At 75.1% G+C, this 15,022-nt stretch carries 15 protein-coding genes and 1 pseudogene; 3 read left to right on the plus strand and 13 right to left on the minus strand.

Annotation, left to right across the window (positions count from 1 at the left end; genetic code table 11):
* Nucleotides 1-490, plus strand: a 490-nt coding sequence (locus ACSNN9_RS23895; protein ID WP_436675476.1) for a CAP domain-containing protein, incomplete at its 5' end; no start/stop codon positions are given.
* A gap of 105 nt (nt 491-595) precedes the next feature.
* Nucleotides 596-1,438, plus strand: coding sequence for an endo alpha-1,4 polygalactosaminidase (locus tag ACSNN9_RS23900; RefSeq protein WP_436675477.1), 843 nt, complete (start codon nt 596-598; stop codon nt 1,436-1,438).
* Nucleotides 1,439-1,513: 75 nt separating this feature from the next.
* On the opposite strand, the gene ACSNN9_RS23905 is transcribed toward ACSNN9_RS23900, so the two are convergent.
* The 12 genes from ACSNN9_RS23905 to ACSNN9_RS23960 form a co-directional block, all read right to left on the minus strand.
* Nucleotides 1,514-3,733 carry an MMPL family transporter gene (locus ACSNN9_RS23905; protein ID WP_436675478.1) on the minus strand — a complete coding sequence of 740 codons (2,220 nt, stop codon included), beginning with the start codon at nt 3,731-3,733 and terminating at the stop codon, nt 1,514-1,516.
* A 221-nt stretch (nt 3,734-3,954) separates the two neighbouring features.
* Complete coding sequence (mutM, locus tag ACSNN9_RS23910) at nt 3,955-4,812, minus strand: bifunctional DNA-formamidopyrimidine glycosylase/DNA-(apurinic or apyrimidinic site) lyase (protein ID WP_436675479.1); 858 nt, start codon at nt 4,810-4,812, stop codon at nt 3,955-3,957.
* Nucleotides 4,805-5,599 carry a ribonuclease III gene (gene rnc, locus ACSNN9_RS23915; RefSeq protein WP_436675480.1) on the minus strand — a complete coding sequence of 265 codons (795 nt, stop codon included), beginning with the start codon at nt 5,597-5,599 and terminating at the stop codon, nt 4,805-4,807. Before rnc ends, mutM begins: the two co-directional genes overlap by 8 nt.
* A complete protein-coding gene (locus tag ACSNN9_RS23920) occupies nt 5,596-6,591 on the minus strand; it encodes a phosphate acyltransferase PlsX (RefSeq protein WP_436675481.1) in 996 nt (331 codons plus the stop codon). Before ACSNN9_RS23920 ends, rnc begins: the two co-directional genes overlap by 4 nt.
* A gap of 114 nt (nt 6,592-6,705) precedes the next feature.
* A complete protein-coding gene (rpmF, locus tag ACSNN9_RS23925; RefSeq protein ID WP_018786309.1) occupies nt 6,706-6,879 on the minus strand; it encodes a 50S ribosomal protein L32 in 174 nt (57 codons plus the stop codon).
* Between the two features lie 5 nt (nt 6,880-6,884).
* Complete coding sequence (locus tag ACSNN9_RS23930; protein WP_436675482.1) at nt 6,885-7,448, minus strand: YceD family protein; 564 nt, start codon at nt 7,446-7,448, stop codon at nt 6,885-6,887.
* Nucleotides 7,449-7,557: 109 nt separating this feature from the next.
* Nucleotides 7,558-8,055, minus strand: a complete 498-nt coding sequence (locus ACSNN9_RS23935; protein ID WP_357876005.1) for a hypothetical protein — start codon at nt 8,053-8,055, stop codon at nt 7,558-7,560.
* Nucleotides 8,056-8,245: 190 nt separating this feature from the next.
* Complete coding sequence (gene coaD / locus ACSNN9_RS23940; RefSeq protein WP_436675483.1) at nt 8,246-8,734, minus strand: pantetheine-phosphate adenylyltransferase; 489 nt, start codon at nt 8,732-8,734, stop codon at nt 8,246-8,248.
* Nucleotides 8,731-9,294 (minus strand): 16S rRNA (guanine(966)-N(2))-methyltransferase RsmD, encoded by a 564-nt coding sequence (rsmD, locus tag ACSNN9_RS23945; protein ID WP_436675484.1) that lies wholly within the window; start codon nt 9,292-9,294, stop codon nt 8,731-8,733. Before rsmD ends, coaD begins: the two co-directional genes overlap by 4 nt.
* 145 nt (nt 9,295-9,439) lie before the next feature.
* Nucleotides 9,440-10,381, minus strand: a complete 942-nt coding sequence (locus ACSNN9_RS23950) for a serine hydrolase domain-containing protein (protein ID WP_436675485.1) — start codon at nt 10,379-10,381, stop codon at nt 9,440-9,442.
* 15 nt (nt 10,382-10,396) lie between these two features.
* Nucleotides 10,397-12,598, minus strand: coding sequence for an ATP-dependent DNA helicase RecG (gene recG, locus ACSNN9_RS23955; protein WP_436675486.1), 2,202 nt, complete (start codon nt 12,596-12,598; stop codon nt 10,397-10,399).
* Nucleotides 12,595-14,211 carry a DAK2 domain-containing protein gene (locus ACSNN9_RS23960; protein ID WP_436675487.1) on the minus strand — a complete coding sequence of 539 codons (1,617 nt, stop codon included), beginning with the start codon at nt 14,209-14,211 and terminating at the stop codon, nt 12,595-12,597. The genes recG and ACSNN9_RS23960 overlap by 4 nt, the downstream gene beginning before the upstream one ends.
* A gap of 293 nt (nt 14,212-14,504) precedes the next feature.
* On the opposite strand from ACSNN9_RS23960, the gene rpmB reads away from it, so the two are divergent.
* Entirely contained in the window at nt 14,505-14,696 is a 192-nt protein-coding gene (rpmB, locus tag ACSNN9_RS23965; protein ID WP_088963534.1) for a 50S ribosomal protein L28, read from the plus strand.
* Between the two features lie 219 nt (nt 14,697-14,915).
* Here rpmB and ACSNN9_RS23970 read toward each other — a convergent pair.
* Nucleotides 14,916-15,022, minus strand: a pseudogene (locus tag ACSNN9_RS23970) (GNAT family N-acetyltransferase); the annotation flags it as partial.

The following is a 15,022-nucleotide window of genomic DNA, read 5'->3' on the forward strand; positions in this document are numbered from 1 at the left end:
GAAGAGGGGGTCGGCCGACGCCCGGCCGGCCAGCGCGGTCAGCGCCGCCTCGACCCGGTCCGCCTCGCCGGCCGGCGGCGGCACGAAGACCCCGGTCGGCAGCGGGACCAGCAGCCAGGCCCGCCAGGTGGTCGACCTGGTCAACGCCGAGCGCGCCAAGGCCGGCTGCGGCGCGCTGGGCATCGACGACAAGCTGACGACCGCGGCCCAGCGGCACAGCCAGGACCAGGCCGACCACCGGAACATGTCGCACACGGGCAGTGACGGCAGCGACCCCGGGGACCGGCTGGACCGGGTCGGCTACGCCTGGCGCACCTACGGCGAGAACGTCGCCTGGAACCAGCAGACGCCGGCCGCGGTCATGGACGCCTGGATGAACAGCCCCGGCCACCGGGCCAACATCCTGAACTGCGCCTTCACCGAGATCGGCGTCGGCGTCGCCAGCAGCAACGGGCCGTACTGGACGCAGGTCTTCGCCGCGCCGCGCTGAACGCGAGTCGTGGCCGGGTCCGTGCTCGTTTGACCGGGTGAGGTACGCCGACGCGGCGTACCCGCGCCGGGCGGTGTGTGGCCGCCCGCGACCCGGGAGCTGCCGATGCGGATCCGGCCGCGTACGCGCGCCGTGGTGCGGGGCCTGCGCGGGGTCCTGCCCGCCTGCGTCGCGCTCGCGCTGCTGAGCGTGGTCGCCGCCTGCCGGGTGGACCTCTCCGCGCCGGGCGCCCCGACCACCTGGCCGGTGGCGTCGGCGGGCCGGTGGCAGTGGCAGTGGCAGCTCAGCGGCGTGCTCGACCCGGCCGTCGACGCCGACGTCTTCCTCCTCGACCCGGTCGCCACCACCGCCGCGCAGACCGCCGAGCTGCGCTCCCGGGACCGCCGGCTGGTCTGCCAGGTGCACGTCGGCTCCGTCCGGGCGACCGACCCGGACGCGGACCGGTTCCCGGCCGCCGTGCGGGGCGCCGTGTCCCGGCGGCCGCAGAGCCGCTGGCTCGACGTGCGGCAGTGGGACGCGCTGCGTCCGGTGCTGGCCGACCGGTTCCGGCTCTGCCGGGGCAAGGGCTTCGGGGCGGTCGCGCTGGCCGACGCCGACGGGTACGCGCACCCTTCCGGCTTCCCGCTCGGCTTCGACGACCAACTGCGGTTCAACCGCCGGCTGGCGGAGCTGGCCCGCTCGCTGAGCCTCTCCCCCGGCCTGATCAACGACCTGGGGCAGGTGGCGGCCCTGGCCCCGGACTTCGACTTCGCGGTCAACGAGGAGTGCGTGCGGCTGGAGCAGTGCGCCCGGCTGCTGCCGTTCGTCGAGGCGGGCAAGCCGGTGTTCCACGTGGAGTACGCCGGCTCGACGACGGACTTCTGCGTCACCACGGTGGGCTACGGCCTCTCCTCGATCCGCAAGGAGCGCGAGCTCGACGCGTGGCGGATCCCCTGCCCGCTGCCCTGACGCCACCACCGGCACCTCCCGCGGGCGGGGCCGGACCGCGCGTGCGGTCCGGCCCCCGTCCCCCGGGCGGAGTCGTCAGCGGGAGCCGACCAGCTCCGGGGTCGCCGCCGGCGGCTCGGTGGGCGCCGGGGCCGGCCGGGCGCGCAGGAACCGGGGCGCCCACCAGTTCGCGTCCCCGAGCATCGTCATCAGCGCCGGCAGCACCACCGCGCGGATGATCGTGGCGTCCAGCAGGATCGCCGCCGCCAGGCCGACGCCGAGCTGCTTCATGTCGATCGTGCTCAGGGTGGCGAAGATCGAGAAGACGCCGACCATCACGATCGCCGCGCTGGTCACCACGCCCGCCGACGAGGTGATGCCGTACGCCACCGCGTCCCGGTTGGACATGCCGGCTCGGACGCCCTCGCGGATCCGGCTGACGACGAAGACGTGGTAGTCCATCGACAGCCCGAAGAGCACCACGAAGAGGAAGAGCGGCAGCCAGGTGACGATCGCGCCCATCGAGGTGAAGCCGAGCAGCCCCTCGGCCCAGTCGCCCTGGAAGACCAGCACCAGCAGCCCGTACGCGGCGCCGGCGGAGAGCAGGTTGAGCACGATGGAGCTGAGCGCGATCACCACCGAGCGGAACGTCAGGACCATCACCAGGAACGTCAGCAGCAGCACGAAGCCCACGACGATCGGCAGCTTGTCGCGGATGTGCCGGGAGTAGTCCTCGCTGTCGGCGATGTCGCCGCCCACCGCGTACTCCACGCCGGGGACCCCGCCCAGCGCGGCCGGGACCAGGTCGTCGCGCAGCCGGTCCAGCGAACGGACCGCCTCGTCGGTGCGGCTGGTGTGCGGGGTGGCGACCTCCAGCACCGACACCCGCCGGTCGGCGGACACCTCGATCCTCGGGCCGGTCGCCTCGGTCGGCGCGAAGAGGGGGTCGGCCGACGCCCGGCCGGCCAGCGCGGTCAGCGCCGCCTCGACCCGGTCCGCCTCGCCGGCCGGCGCCCGGACCGCGACGGTGTGGGTGGTGCCGTTGCTCGGGAACGCCGCGGTGAGCCGGTCGTACGCCTGCATGGCCGGCGTGCTGCGGGGCAGGTCCTCCATGCCGGGGAACTTCATCTTCATGCCGAGCGCGGGCGTGGCCAGGGCGAGCAGCAGCCCGACCGAGATCACCAGGGTGGCCACCGGCGCCCGCAGCGCGGGCCTCAGCACGGCCGGCCAGAACCGGGGCGACGCCTGCCCGCCGTGCCGACCGGTACGCGGGGCGGTGAGCCGCCACAGCAGCGGCACCCGGGGCCGGTCGACCCAGCGGCCGAGCTTGGCCAGCAGGGCGGGCAGCACGGTCAGCGAGCCGATCACGGCGACCGCGACCACCAGGATCGAGCCCACCGCGAGGGAGGAGAAGACGGCGTCGTCGGCGAGCAGCAGCCCGCCCATCGAGATCATCACGGCGAGGCCGGAGACCACGACGGCGTGCCCCGAGGTCTCCGCGGCGATCTCCACCGCGTCCAGGCCGGAGCGGCCCTTCGCCCGTTCCTCCCGCTCGCGCCGCACGTAGAACAGCGAGTAGTCGACCCCGACCGCCATGCCGATCAGCAGGATCACGCTGGCGGTGGTGTCGGTCGCCGGCACCAGGTGCGAGGCGAGGGTGGACAGCCCCATGGCCGCGGCGACCGAGGAGAGCGCCAGCAGCACCGGCACGCCGGCGGCGATCAGCGCCCCGAACGCGATGATCAGGATGGCCAGGGTCACCGGGAGGCTGAGCAGCTCGGCCCGCTTGAAGTCGTCGCCGAGGGTGTCGTCCAGCGCCTGGTTGATCGACGGCCCGCCGACCTGCTCGACCCGCAGCCGCGGGTGCCCGTCCTGCACCTCGGCGGTGGCGTCCCGCAGCGGCTGCACCCGGTCGGCGGCGGTCCGCGGGTCACCCGACATCGTGATCGGCAGCAGCAGCGCGGAGCCGTCGCGGGCCGTCACCGGCTCGCCGACCGAGGCCACCCCGGTCACCGCACGCAGCCGGACCGCCGCGTCGTCGGCGGCGGCCCGTGCGGCGGCGGGATCGAGCGCGCCCCCGCGCGAGGTGATCAGCACGTTCTCGACCGCCGGGTCGGCGAAGTCGCCGGCCGCCACGATCAGCCCCGCCCGGCCCGACTCGCCCACGGCCTGGTCGGCGCCGCTCGCCTCCTTCAGGCCCGCGGCGCTCCCGCCGACGAAGCAGACCGCCACGAACACCACCCAGAGCGCGATGGCCCGCCACGGATGCTCCGCGCTCCACCGTGCCAACCGCACCGTCACCGGTCCTGCCCCCATCGCGGGTCCCCTCGTCACGTCATCCCCTGCCGACGGGGTCGACGCTATGGACGCAACGGGCGCGGGAGCATCAGGGAACGGCCCTGGCCGGGCCCGGAACCCGTACGCGGGCCGAAGGCGCGGCCCGGCCGGGCGAGCCGGGCCGGAACGGGCGGTTCAGGGGGAACCTTCCCGGAGGGGCCGGGCCGACGCGCCGTCGGCGACCCGGAAACCGCTCGGGGTCATCCCCGAAGGAACCCCCGAGGGCGGGGCTGACAGCGCGGGCAGGAGTACGACGAACGGTTCATGAACGCCTCACGACGGATGGGCGCGCCGCACCGGTGGCACGGCAGCCCCTCGCGGCCGTAGACGTTCAGCGCCCGGTCGAAGTAGCCGCTCTCCCCGTTCACGTTGACGTAGAGGGCGTCGAAGCTGGTGCCGCCGGCCCTGATCGCCTCGCCGAGGACGTCCCGGACGTGACCCAGCAGCCGCAGCGCGGCCGGGCCGGTCAACGCGTCGGTGGGGCGGGTGCCGTGCAGCCTCGCCCGCCACAGCGCCTCGTCGGCGTAGATGTTGCCCACGCCGGAGATCAGCGTCTGGTCCAGCAGCGCCCGCTTGACCTCGGTACGCCGCCGGCGCAGCGCGGCGCCGAACGCCGCGTCGGAGAACTGCGGGTCCATCGGGTCCCGCGCGATGTGCGCGATCTCCGCCGGCAGCTCGGCGCCCCCGGCGGAGACCGACAGGCCGCCGAACGTGCGCTGGTCGACGAAACGCAGCTCGGGACCCTCGTCGGTGAACCGGAACCGGACCCGCAGGTGCGTCTCGTCGGGAGCGTCGGCCGGCTGCACCAGCAGCTGGCCCGACATGCCCAGGTGCCCGATCACGGCGTCGCCGCTGTCCAGCGGCAGCCACAGGTACTTGCCGCGCCGGCGCACGTCCAGCACCTCCCGGCCGGCCAGCACGTCGGCGAAGTGCCCGCCGCCGGGCGTGTGCCGGCGTACCGCGCGGGGGTGGCGCACCTCGACCGAGGAGATCCGCCGGCCGGTGACCCAGCGGGCCAGCCCCTGCCGGACCGTCTCGACCTCGGGCAGTTCAGGCACGGCCCAGGCCCGCCTCGGCGGCCTCGGCCGGCTCGTCCCCGGCCACCGGCTCGCCCGCGCCGGCCGGCTCCCGCTCCGCCTGCTCGGTCAGCGTCCGCCAGGCCGCCTCGGCGGCCCGCTGCTCGGCCTCCTTCTTGCTCCGCCCGTCGGCCCCGCCGTAGCGGTTGCCGGCGACGACCACCCAGGCGGTGAACGTCTTGAGGTGGTCCGGCCCGGTACCCTCGATGCGGTACTCGGGGACGCCGAGCCCGAGCGCCGCCGTCAGCTCCTGGAGGCTGGTCTTCCAGTCCAGGGCCGCGCCCCGGCCGGCCGACTCGGCCATCAGCGGGTCGAACAGCCGGTGGATGACGATGGCCGCGGTGTCCAGCCCGTACTGGAGGTAGATCGCGCCGAGCAGCGCCTCCAGGGTGTCGGCGAGGATGCTCGCCTTGTCCCGGCCGCCGGTGGTCTCCTCCCCCTTGCCGAGCAGCAGGTAGGCGCCGAGCCCGTCCGGGCCGAGGCCCCGGGCCACGTCGGCGAGGGCGCGCATGTTGACCACGCTGGCCCGCAGCTTGGCCAGCTGCCCCTCGGGCAGGTCGGGGTGGTTGTGGAAGAGCGCGGTGGTGATCACCACGCCGAGCACCGAGTCGCCCAGGAACTCCAGCCGCTCGTTGGTGGGCAGGCCGCCGTTCTCGTACGCGTACGAGCGGTGGGTCAGCGCGCGCTCCAGCAGCTCCGGATCCAGGCTGACGCCGAACGCGGCTTCCAGGTGACCGACGGACGCCCGCCGCCGCTTGTCGTTGCTCATGATGTGGGTACCTCGGTGTCGGTGGTGCGATCGAAGCTTTCCTCGCGGACGCCCGCATCGGCGCCGTCGAGCAACGCGCGGACCTGGTCGGTGGCGCGACGCCGCCAGAGATGGGCGGCCAGCGCGATGCCCGCGGCGACGTCCTCGGCCCGGGCGGCGCCGTGGCAGACGACCACCGTCCCGGCGACCCCGAGCAGGGCCGCCGCCCGGGGTGCGCCGCCGCCGGACGGGGGCCCGCCGGCCATCGCGTACGCGCCCTCGATCGCCTTGAGCAGCACGTTACCGGTGAACCCGTCGGTGACCACCACATCGGCGCGCGCGCCGAGGGCGACGTCGTACCCCTCGACGAGGCCGACGTAGCGGCCGTCGCAGGGCAGCGACGCGGCGGCGAGGACGGGATCGGCGACCCGGCGGGCGCGGTCGCCCTTGCCCGCCTCGGTGCCCACCGACAGCAGCCCGACCCGGGGCGCGACGACGGCGTGCGCCACCGCCGCGTAGGCGGCGCCGAGCACGGCGTGGCGGGCCAGGGTGGCCGGGCGCGGCTCCAGCGAGCCGCCGACGTCCAGCAGGACCACCGGACCGGCGACGGCCGGCAGGGTGGCGACCAGCGCGGGACGGCGCACGTCCGGCCAGCGGCCGAGGCCGAGCGCGACGGCGGTGACGGTGGCGCCGGTCGACCCGGCGGAGACGAGCGCGTCGGCGATGCCGTCGCGGACGGCGTGCACGGCGGCGCGGACGGTGCTGTCGGCGCGGGCGGCCACGGGGTGGTCGGCCATGCTGACGGCGGTGCGGACCGGCCGTACGGTGACCCGGGCGCGTTGCGCCGGGTCGAGGGCACGGATCACCTCGCCGGCGGCCTCGGCGGGGCCGACGAGCAGCAGGTGCAGGTCCGGGTCGGCGCGCACGGCTCGCAGAGCGCCGTCAACCACGACGGCGGGAGCGTCGTCCCCGCCGAGGAGGTCAACGGCGATCCGCGCGGTGCCCGGCTCCACCGGAACGCCGGCCGGAACAGGCCGGCCGGCGTCGGAGAGAGCCGGGGCACCGGGCGAGTGCCAGGGTGCGCGCGCCGCCCGACCAGGTGTCGGGGGCGTCACTCGGCGTCCAGGTCAGACCTCGAGAACCTGGCGGCCGTTGTAGGTGCCGCAGACGGAGCAGGCGGCGTGGGGCAGCTTCGCCGACTTGCACTGGGGGCAGGCCACGGTCGCGACCACGGTCGCCTTCCAGTTCGCCCGGCGGGCGCGGGTGTTGCTGCGCGACATCTTGCGCTTGGGGACGGCCACGGTTCCTACTCCTCTTTACGGTTCAGTTGCGACAGGCCCGCCCAACGCGGGTCGATCTGCTCGTGACTGTGGTCGGCCGGCAGATCGTCCCAGTGCACCCCGCATTCGGGGCACAGGCCTGGGCAGTCCTCCCGGCAGAGCGGGTTGGTCGGCAGCGTGAGCACCACCGCGTCCCGCAGCGCCGGCTCCAGGTCGATCAGATCGCCCTGCATCCGGCCCACCTCGTCCTCGTCGGTCGTGGTGTCCGTGGTGCTGTTCTCGTACGCGTACAGCTCCTGGATCCGCACGGCCAGCGAGTCGTCGATCTCGCGTAGGCAGCGACCGCACTCGCCCCGGGCGGTACCGCTGACGGTCCCCGAGACGAGCACGCCCTCGGACACCGACTCCAACCTCAGGTCGAGGTCGAGGTCCGCGCCCTCCGGCACGGCGATCATCTCGCCGCCGAGGTCCGCCGGTGCCGGCACCACCCGCTTGACCGTACGCAAGGCACCAGGCCGGCGCGGCAGCTCCCTCGTGTCGAGGACCAGCGGCGACCTGGGGTCGAGTGTCGATGGCGTGTGCTTGGGCATAGTCAGACTCCGGCCGGTGAGAGGCCGACAAAAAAGGTTACCTGGGCGACCGCCGGACCGTCGAACCGGGGGCGACGCCCGCCCCGTCTGCCGGCTGGTGAGGTGCCGCTCAGAAGGGTAGCGGGCGTTCCGCCTCCTCCCCACCGAAGGTGCCGATCTCGCGCAGCGCGTGCATCTTGTCCCGGCCGCGCTCTATCGAAGCCAGCGCCCGGGTGAGGAACTGCTCGAAGTTGGCCAGGGCGGTGTCGACGTAGTCGTCCACCTCCTCGCGCAGGCGCTGCGCCTCGGCGCGGGCCTCCGCGATGATCCGCGCGCCCTCGTGCTCGGCGGAGACCGTGATCTCGTTCACCGAGACCAGCCGGGCGTGTTCCGCCTCACCCTCGCTGATGATCCGGTCGGCCTCGCGCTTGCCGGCCTCCATGATCTTGTCCCGCTCCTCCAGCAGCGCGGCGGCCCGGCGCAGGTCGGCGGGGAGTTCGGCGCGCAGCTCGTCGAGGACGGCGATGAACTCGCCCCGGTCGACCATGCAGTTGTTGCGCGACATCGGGACGGAGCGGGCCTGCTCCACCATGGCGATCAGTTCGTCGATGCGATCGAGCGGGTCCACCGGTACCTCACTCCTGTCGTTCGTCGGGCCGATCTACATGATGCGGGCTACGGCCGGTTTCCCGCTCCACACATCATGTCGCGCCCCGACCACGCCGCACCGCTCCCCCCGTCCCGGCGCGTCGCGGCACGGCGCGGTCCCGCCGGACACGGGGCCGGCGGGGTGAGGGCGGAGAGGGCGGTCGGGGCGGTCAGTCGCGCGGCGGCGGGGCGAGGCGGGCCCTCAGCTCCTCGCGGACCCGGTCGGGCACGTGGGCGGAGATGTCGCCGCCCCACTTCGCCACGTCCTTGACCAGGCTGGAGGAGAGGAACGAGTAGAGCGGGTTGGTCGGCATGAACAGGGTCTCGACGCCGGCCAGGCCGATGTTCATCTGCGCCATCTGCAACTCGTAGTCGAAGTCGCTGACCGCCCGCAGGCCCTTGATCAGCACGCTCGCCTGCTGGGCCCGGCAGAAGTCGACCAGCAGGCCGCGGAACGACTCCACCCGGACGTTGTCGTAGGAGGCGGTCACCTCGCGGAGCATGTCGATCCGCTCCTCGACCGTGAACAGGCCGCTCTTCGACTGGTTGACCAGCACGCCCACGATCACCTCGTCGAACAGCCGGCTCGCCCGGCCGACGATGTCGAGGTGCCCGTTGGTGACCGGATCGAACGAGCCGGGACACACCGCACGTCTCATGATCGGCGACCGTACCAAAGGGTCGTCTCGCCGTACCTGCGACTGCGCTCGCCGGTGACGCCCTCCACCCACCCGACCGGGCCGGTGCGACTGGACCGCTCCACCACCACCAGGGCGTCCGGGGCCAGCCAGCCGCCGTCGACCAGCGCGGCGAGCATCGCCGTGATCTCCGCGTCCGGCACCGCGTAGGGCGGGTCGGCGAAGACCACGTCGTACGGGTCGCCGTCCGGGCCGGCCGCCAGCACCGTGGACACCTTGCCGGTGACCAGCCGGGCGGCCGGGGCGGCGCGCAGCGCGGCGACGTTCTCCCGGATCACCCGGGCCGCCCGCGCGTCGGACTCCACCAGCAGCACGTGCGCGGCGCCCCGGGAGAGCGCCTCCAGCCCGACCGCGCCGGAGCCCGCGTAGAGGTCGGCGAAGCGGACGCCGGCCAGGTCCACCTCGGCCTGCACCGCGCTGAACAGCGCCTCACGGACCCGGTCCGAGGTGGGCCGGGTCCCCGCCCCGGGCGGCGCGGCGATCCGCCGGCCACCGAGCGTGCCGGCCACGATCCGGGTCACCGTCGCTCCCTGCGCATGCCCCGACGCTACGCGACGGCCCGGCCGGTGGAGGAAGCACCCGAGGCTGCGAGCGGACCCTCCACGACCGGTCGGCCCCGCCGGCCCGCACCGGGACGCGTCCGCCACCCGGCCGGCGTCCGCACGGTCAGCGCGCCTCGGCAGGGCCGAGCACCGACGTGATCGCGACCGGGTCGACCTCGGCCTGGTTGGTCAGCAGCACGAGCCGCTGGTCCGAGTCGGGCAGCCAGGCCGCGAACGCCTTGTAGCCGCCGTTGTCGCCCGAGTGGTGCAGCGCCCGCCTACCGGCCAGCGGGCCGACGAAGAACCCGTAGCCGTACGCCTCCCCGGGCCGGCCGGTGGGCGCGTGCGGGGCGGTCATCGCCGTCACCGAGGCCGGGGCGAGCAGCCGGCCCCGGCGTGGCACGTCGAGCCAGGTGAGCAGGTCCGTCCCGGTGCACCAGACGTCACCCGCGCCCATGCTCACGGTCGCCAGGTCCCACGACGGCACCGGACGGCCGCCCTCGTGTCCGACCGCCACGTCCGGCCGTCCGGCGCCCGCACCGGCGAAGCTGCCCGTCATGCCCAGCGGCGCGAAGACCTCCTCGGCGAGGAACTCGGCATAAGGCCGGTCGGCCGCGCGCTCGACGGCCCGGGCCAACAGCACGTAGCCGGGGCTGCTGTAGTGCCACCCGGCCCCCGGCCGGAACAGCGGCGGCACCGCGGCGAACGAGCCGAGCAGGTCGTCCGGCTCGGCCGGGTCGACGAGATCGACCGCCGGGTACTGCTCCCAGTGGCCCAGGCCCGAGGTGTGGGTGAGCAGGTGGTGCAGCGTGATGCCGGACCATTCCGGCGGCGGGCCGGGCAGCCAGCGCACGACCGGATCGGACAGGCTCAGCGCACCCCGCTCGGCGAGCAGCAACACCGCAGCGGCGGCCATCTGCTTGCTGATCGAGGCGATCTGGAAGCGGGTCCCGGGGGCGCAGTGGATGCCGGTGCCCCGATCGGCCACCCCGGCGACCTGTTCCGTCAGGATCTCGTCGCCCCGGGCCAGCAGGAGCACGCCACTGTCTAATGAGGATGTCGGCATCCGTCGAAGCCTAGATCAGCCCTTCTCCAGGTATTCCGCGCGTTCCTCGTCGACCAGGGCGGCCACCGAAGCGGCCAGCGCCGGATGCCGGGCCAGCTCCGGGTCCTCCTCGACCAGGGCGATCGCCTCGGCCCGGGCGTCGCGGATCAGGTCGGCGTCGCGCAGCAGCGAGAGCAGCCGCAGGTGCGAACGGCGCCCCGACTGGGTGGCGCCCAGCACGTCGCCCTCCCGGCGCTGCTCCAGGTCCAGCTCGGCGAGCTTGAACCCGTCGGTCGTGGAGGCCACCGCGTCGAGCCGCTCCCGCGCGGGCGTCCCCTCCAGCGCCTCGCTCACCAGCAGGCAGAGCCCCGGGGCCGAACCCCGCCCGACCCGGCCGCGCAGCTGGTGCAGCTGGGAGACGCCGAACCGGTCGGCGTCGAGCACGATCATCACCGTCGCGTTCGGCACGTTGACGCCGACCTCGACCACGGTCGTGGCGACCAGCACGTCGAGGTCGCCGGCGGCGAAGGAGCGCATCACCGCGTCCTTCTCGTCGGTCGGCAGCCGGCCGTGCAGCACGCCGATGCGCAGGCCGTGCAGCGGCCCCTCGGCGAGCAGCGGCGCCACCTCGGTGACCGCCATCGGCGGGCGCCGCCCGTTGTCGTCCTCCGGCGGCGGCTCCTCCTCGCTCGCCGGGCCCTCGCCGATGCGTGGGCAGACGACGTACGCCTGGTGCCCGGCGGCCACCTCCTCGCGCACCCGGCGCCAGGCCCGGTCCAGGAAGGCCGGCTTCTCGGCGGCCGGGACCACGTGCGAGGCGATCGGCGAGCGGCCCTGCGGCAGCTGGGAGAGGGTGGAGGTCTCCAGGTCGCCGTAGACGGTCATCGCCACCGTGCGCGGGATCGGGGTGGCCGTCATCACCAGCACGTGCGGCGGCTGCTCGGCCTTGGCACGCAGCGCGTCGCGCTGCTCGACGCCGAAGCGGTGCTGCTCGTCGACCACCACCAGGCCGAGGTCGGCGAAGTCGACGCCCTCGTAGAGCAGGGCGTGGGTGCCGAGCACGATGCCGGCGGCGCCGCTGGCGACCTCGGCCAGGGCCCGCCGGCGGGCCGCCGCGCCCAGCGAGCCGGTGACCAGCTCGACCCGGGTGGCGTCGTCGGCCGCGCCCAGCTCGCCGGCCCGCCCGAGCGGCCCGAGCAGGTCGAGGATGCCCCGGTGGTGCTGCGCGGCCAGCACCTCGGTCGGGGCCAGCAGCGCGGCCTGCCCGCCCGCGTCGACCACCTGGAGCATCGCGCGCAGCGCGACCACCGTCTTGCCGGAGCCGACCTCGCCCTGTAGCAGCCGGTGCATCGGGTGGGCCGTGGCCAGGTCCGCCGCGATCTCCACCCCCACGTCGCGCTGGCCGGGCGTCAGCTCGTAGGGCAGCCGGGCGTCGAAGGCGTCGAGCAGGCCGCCGGGCTTCGCCGGCCGGGGCCGGGCCGGCCACGCGGCGGCCCGGTGCTTGCGCTGCACCAGGGTGAGCTGCACGGCGAACGCCTCGTCCCACTTGAGCCGCCGTCGGGCCCGGTAGAGCGCCTCCTTGCTGGACGGCCGGTGGATCTCGCGCAGCGCCGTGCCGATGCCGCCCAGGTTGCGGCTCGCGCGCAGGGTCGCGGGCAGCGGGTCCTCCGGCGCGGTGAAGGTGTCCAGCACCACCCGGACGCAGCGGGCGATCACCCAGGTGGGCACCGCCGCGGCGGCCGGGTAGACCGGGATCAGCGCGCCCGCGAACTCCTCGATCTCCTCGCTGGCCGCCGCCTCGCCGTCGCCGCCCTCGCCGAGCAGGACGTACTCCGGGCCGTTGAGCTGCCGCTTGCCCCGGAACTCGGTGACCTTGCCGGCGAACAGGCCCCACCGGCCGGGGCGCAGCTCCCGCTCCCGCCAGGCCTGGTTGCCGAAGAAGGTCAGCGTCAGGGTGCCGCCCGAGCCGTCGCCGACGGTGACCTCCAGCAGGTTGCCCCGGCGCTGGCGCATCGGGCGCACGGCGGTGCGCTGCACCTGGGCCAGCACGGTTACCTGCTCGCCGACGTCGAGCGAGCGGATGTCGGTGTGCTCGCCGCGCTCGTCGTAGCGGCGCGGGAAGTGGTAGATCAGGTCGCCGGCGGTGTGCAGGTCGAGGTGCCCGGCGAGGGCCTTCGCGGTCTTCTCACCGACCAGCTTCTTCAGCGGCGTGTCCAGCGTGGACGGCTCGGACGTCATTCGACCCCCACCAGGAGCGGATAGTGCGGCTGCCCGCCCGGGTACGCCTGCACTTCGACGAACGGCCAGCGCCGCCCGACGTGCGCACGGACCGCGTCGGCCAGCCCGTCGGGGGCGTCCGCCCCCCAGAGCAGCGTCACCAGCTCGCCGCCGCCGCCGAGCATCCGGTCGACCACGGCGGCGCAGGTGTCGGTCAGGTCGGACCCGATCAGGTGCACCTCCCCCTCGACCAGCGCCAGCACGTCGCCCGGACGGCAGGGGCCGGCGACGGTCAGCGCCTCGCGGCGGGCGTAGCAGACCTCGGCGTAGCGGCAGGCGCCGGCCGCCTCGGCCATCGCGATCACGTCGTCCTCGAAGCGCCGGGCGGGGTCGCGCACCGCGAGGGCGGCCAGCGCCTGCACCGGCGAGCGGGTCGGCACCACGCTGACCTTGACGCCGAGCCCGTGCGCCTCCCGGGCGGCGGCGCTCGCCACCGCCTGCGTGTCGGGATCGTTGGGCAGCACCACCACGCGGGCCGCCCCGGTGGCGCGGATCGCGTCCACCAGCTCGCCGATCGACGGGTTGCCGGGCACCACCGTCGCGCCCTCGCCGGCGAACAGCCCGGCGATGCCCGCGCCGGCGGCCACCACCACGGCGGCCCGCCCCTCGGCCGCCACGGCGGGCGGCACCGGGGCGGCCTGGTCGGCGAAGCGGGTCACCGAGATGCGGTGCGGCCGGCCGGCCACCACGCCCGCCTCGATCGCCGCGCCCACGTCGTTGACGTGCACGTGCACGTTCCAGGTGCCCGTGCCGGCACTGCCGTCGCCGACGACCACCAGCGAGTCGCCGAGGGCCGCCAGCTCGGCCCGCAGCCGGGCCACCGCCTCCGGCCCGGCGTCGAGCAGGAACTGCACCTCGTACGCGTAGTCCTCGGAACCGGTCTCGCGGACGGCGGTGGCCGGCGGGCGGACGGGGCGCGGCGCGGGCGCGGGCCGTTGCGGGCGCTCGCCGGTCACGACCTCGACCAGGGCGTCGAGCAGCAGGCAGAGGCCCCGGCCGCCGGCGTCCACCACGCCGGCCCGGGCCAGCGCCGGGAGCTGCTCGGGGGTGCGCGCCAACGCGTGTGCCGCCCCGCCCGCCGCCGCCCGGGCCACCGCGCACAGGTCGTCGCTGTCGGCCCGCTCGGCGGCGTGCGCCGCCGCGGCGACGACGCTGAGCAGCGTGCCCTCGACCGGGCGGGCGACCGCGGCGTAGGCGGCGGCGGTGCCGTCGCGCAGGGCGGCGGCCAGCTCGCGTCCCCGCACGACGGGCACGGCGGCGACGGCGTCGGCGAAGCCGCGCAGGATCTGCGACAGGATCACCCCCGAGTTGCCCCGCGCGCCCAGCAGCGCGCCCCGGGCCATCAGCCGCAACGCGTGCGCGTGCGCGGTGGGCCCGTCCTCCGGGAGGGTGCCGAGGTCCATCGCGAGCGCCTGCTGGGCGGAGGTGAGGGTGAGCACCATGTTGGTGCCGGTGTCGCCGTCGGGCACCGGGTAGACGTTGAGGTCGTCGATCTCGCCCTGGTGGCGCTTCAGCGCGACCAGCCCGCCCGCGCACCAGCGGCGGACCGCGGCGGCGTCGAGGGTGTCCAGCACGGCGAGAAGCCTACTGGCGCGCACCGACACGCGCCGGGGTCGACGGGACTCCCACGGCGTGTCCGGCGGCCGCGCGCACCCACTATCCTCGTGGCGTGTCCCCACGCGCGGCGATGGCGCGGGGACGGATGCGGACCGGGCGACCGGGACCGCGTCGCGCGGTGACGGCCCCCCACCTCGGGCCGGCGTCCGGGGCCGGTTGGTCGGGCCTCGGGTCATCGGGTAACCTGGCCAGGTTGCCCGGGCTGCGCCTGGCGGCGACCTCATGAACGTTTCAATCCCAGGAGTATCCCGTGGCTAGCGTGTGCGACGTCTGTGGCAAGGGACCGGGCTTCGGCCACAACGTGTCCCACTCGCACCGGCGGACCAACCGCCGCTGGAACCCGAACATCCAGTCGGTGCGTACCCCGGCCGGTGGCGGCAACACCAAGAAGATGCAGGTCTGCACCTCCTGCATCAAGGCTGGCAAGGTCACCCGCGCCTGACGCGGTAGGCCCCACCTTCACACTCGTCATTGCCGGCGGGCCGACACGGCCCGCCGGCTCTGTCGTATCCGGGCGACGCCGTCCGCGGCTCGTTCCCGTGGTCGGCGACCGGCCCGGGCACCGAGGTGAGCGCCCCTCGTACCGGCGGTGGGCCGCCCGAGCGGCGCGATCGGGGCGTCCCGCGCCGGGAGCCCGGACGGGCCCCCGGCGCGGGACGAGTCAGAGCGTGCGGCCGAAGGAGATGCAGCCCGGGGCGTCCCGGTAGTAGCCGAAGTTCGGGATCCGGTCGTAGCCGGCCGCCGTGTACATGGCGATCGCCTCGGGCT

Origin of the sequence: Micromonospora sp. URMC 107 (assembly GCF_051386315.1) — a bacterium.
Classification (GTDB): Bacteria; Actinomycetota; Actinomycetes; order Mycobacteriales; family Micromonosporaceae; genus Micromonospora.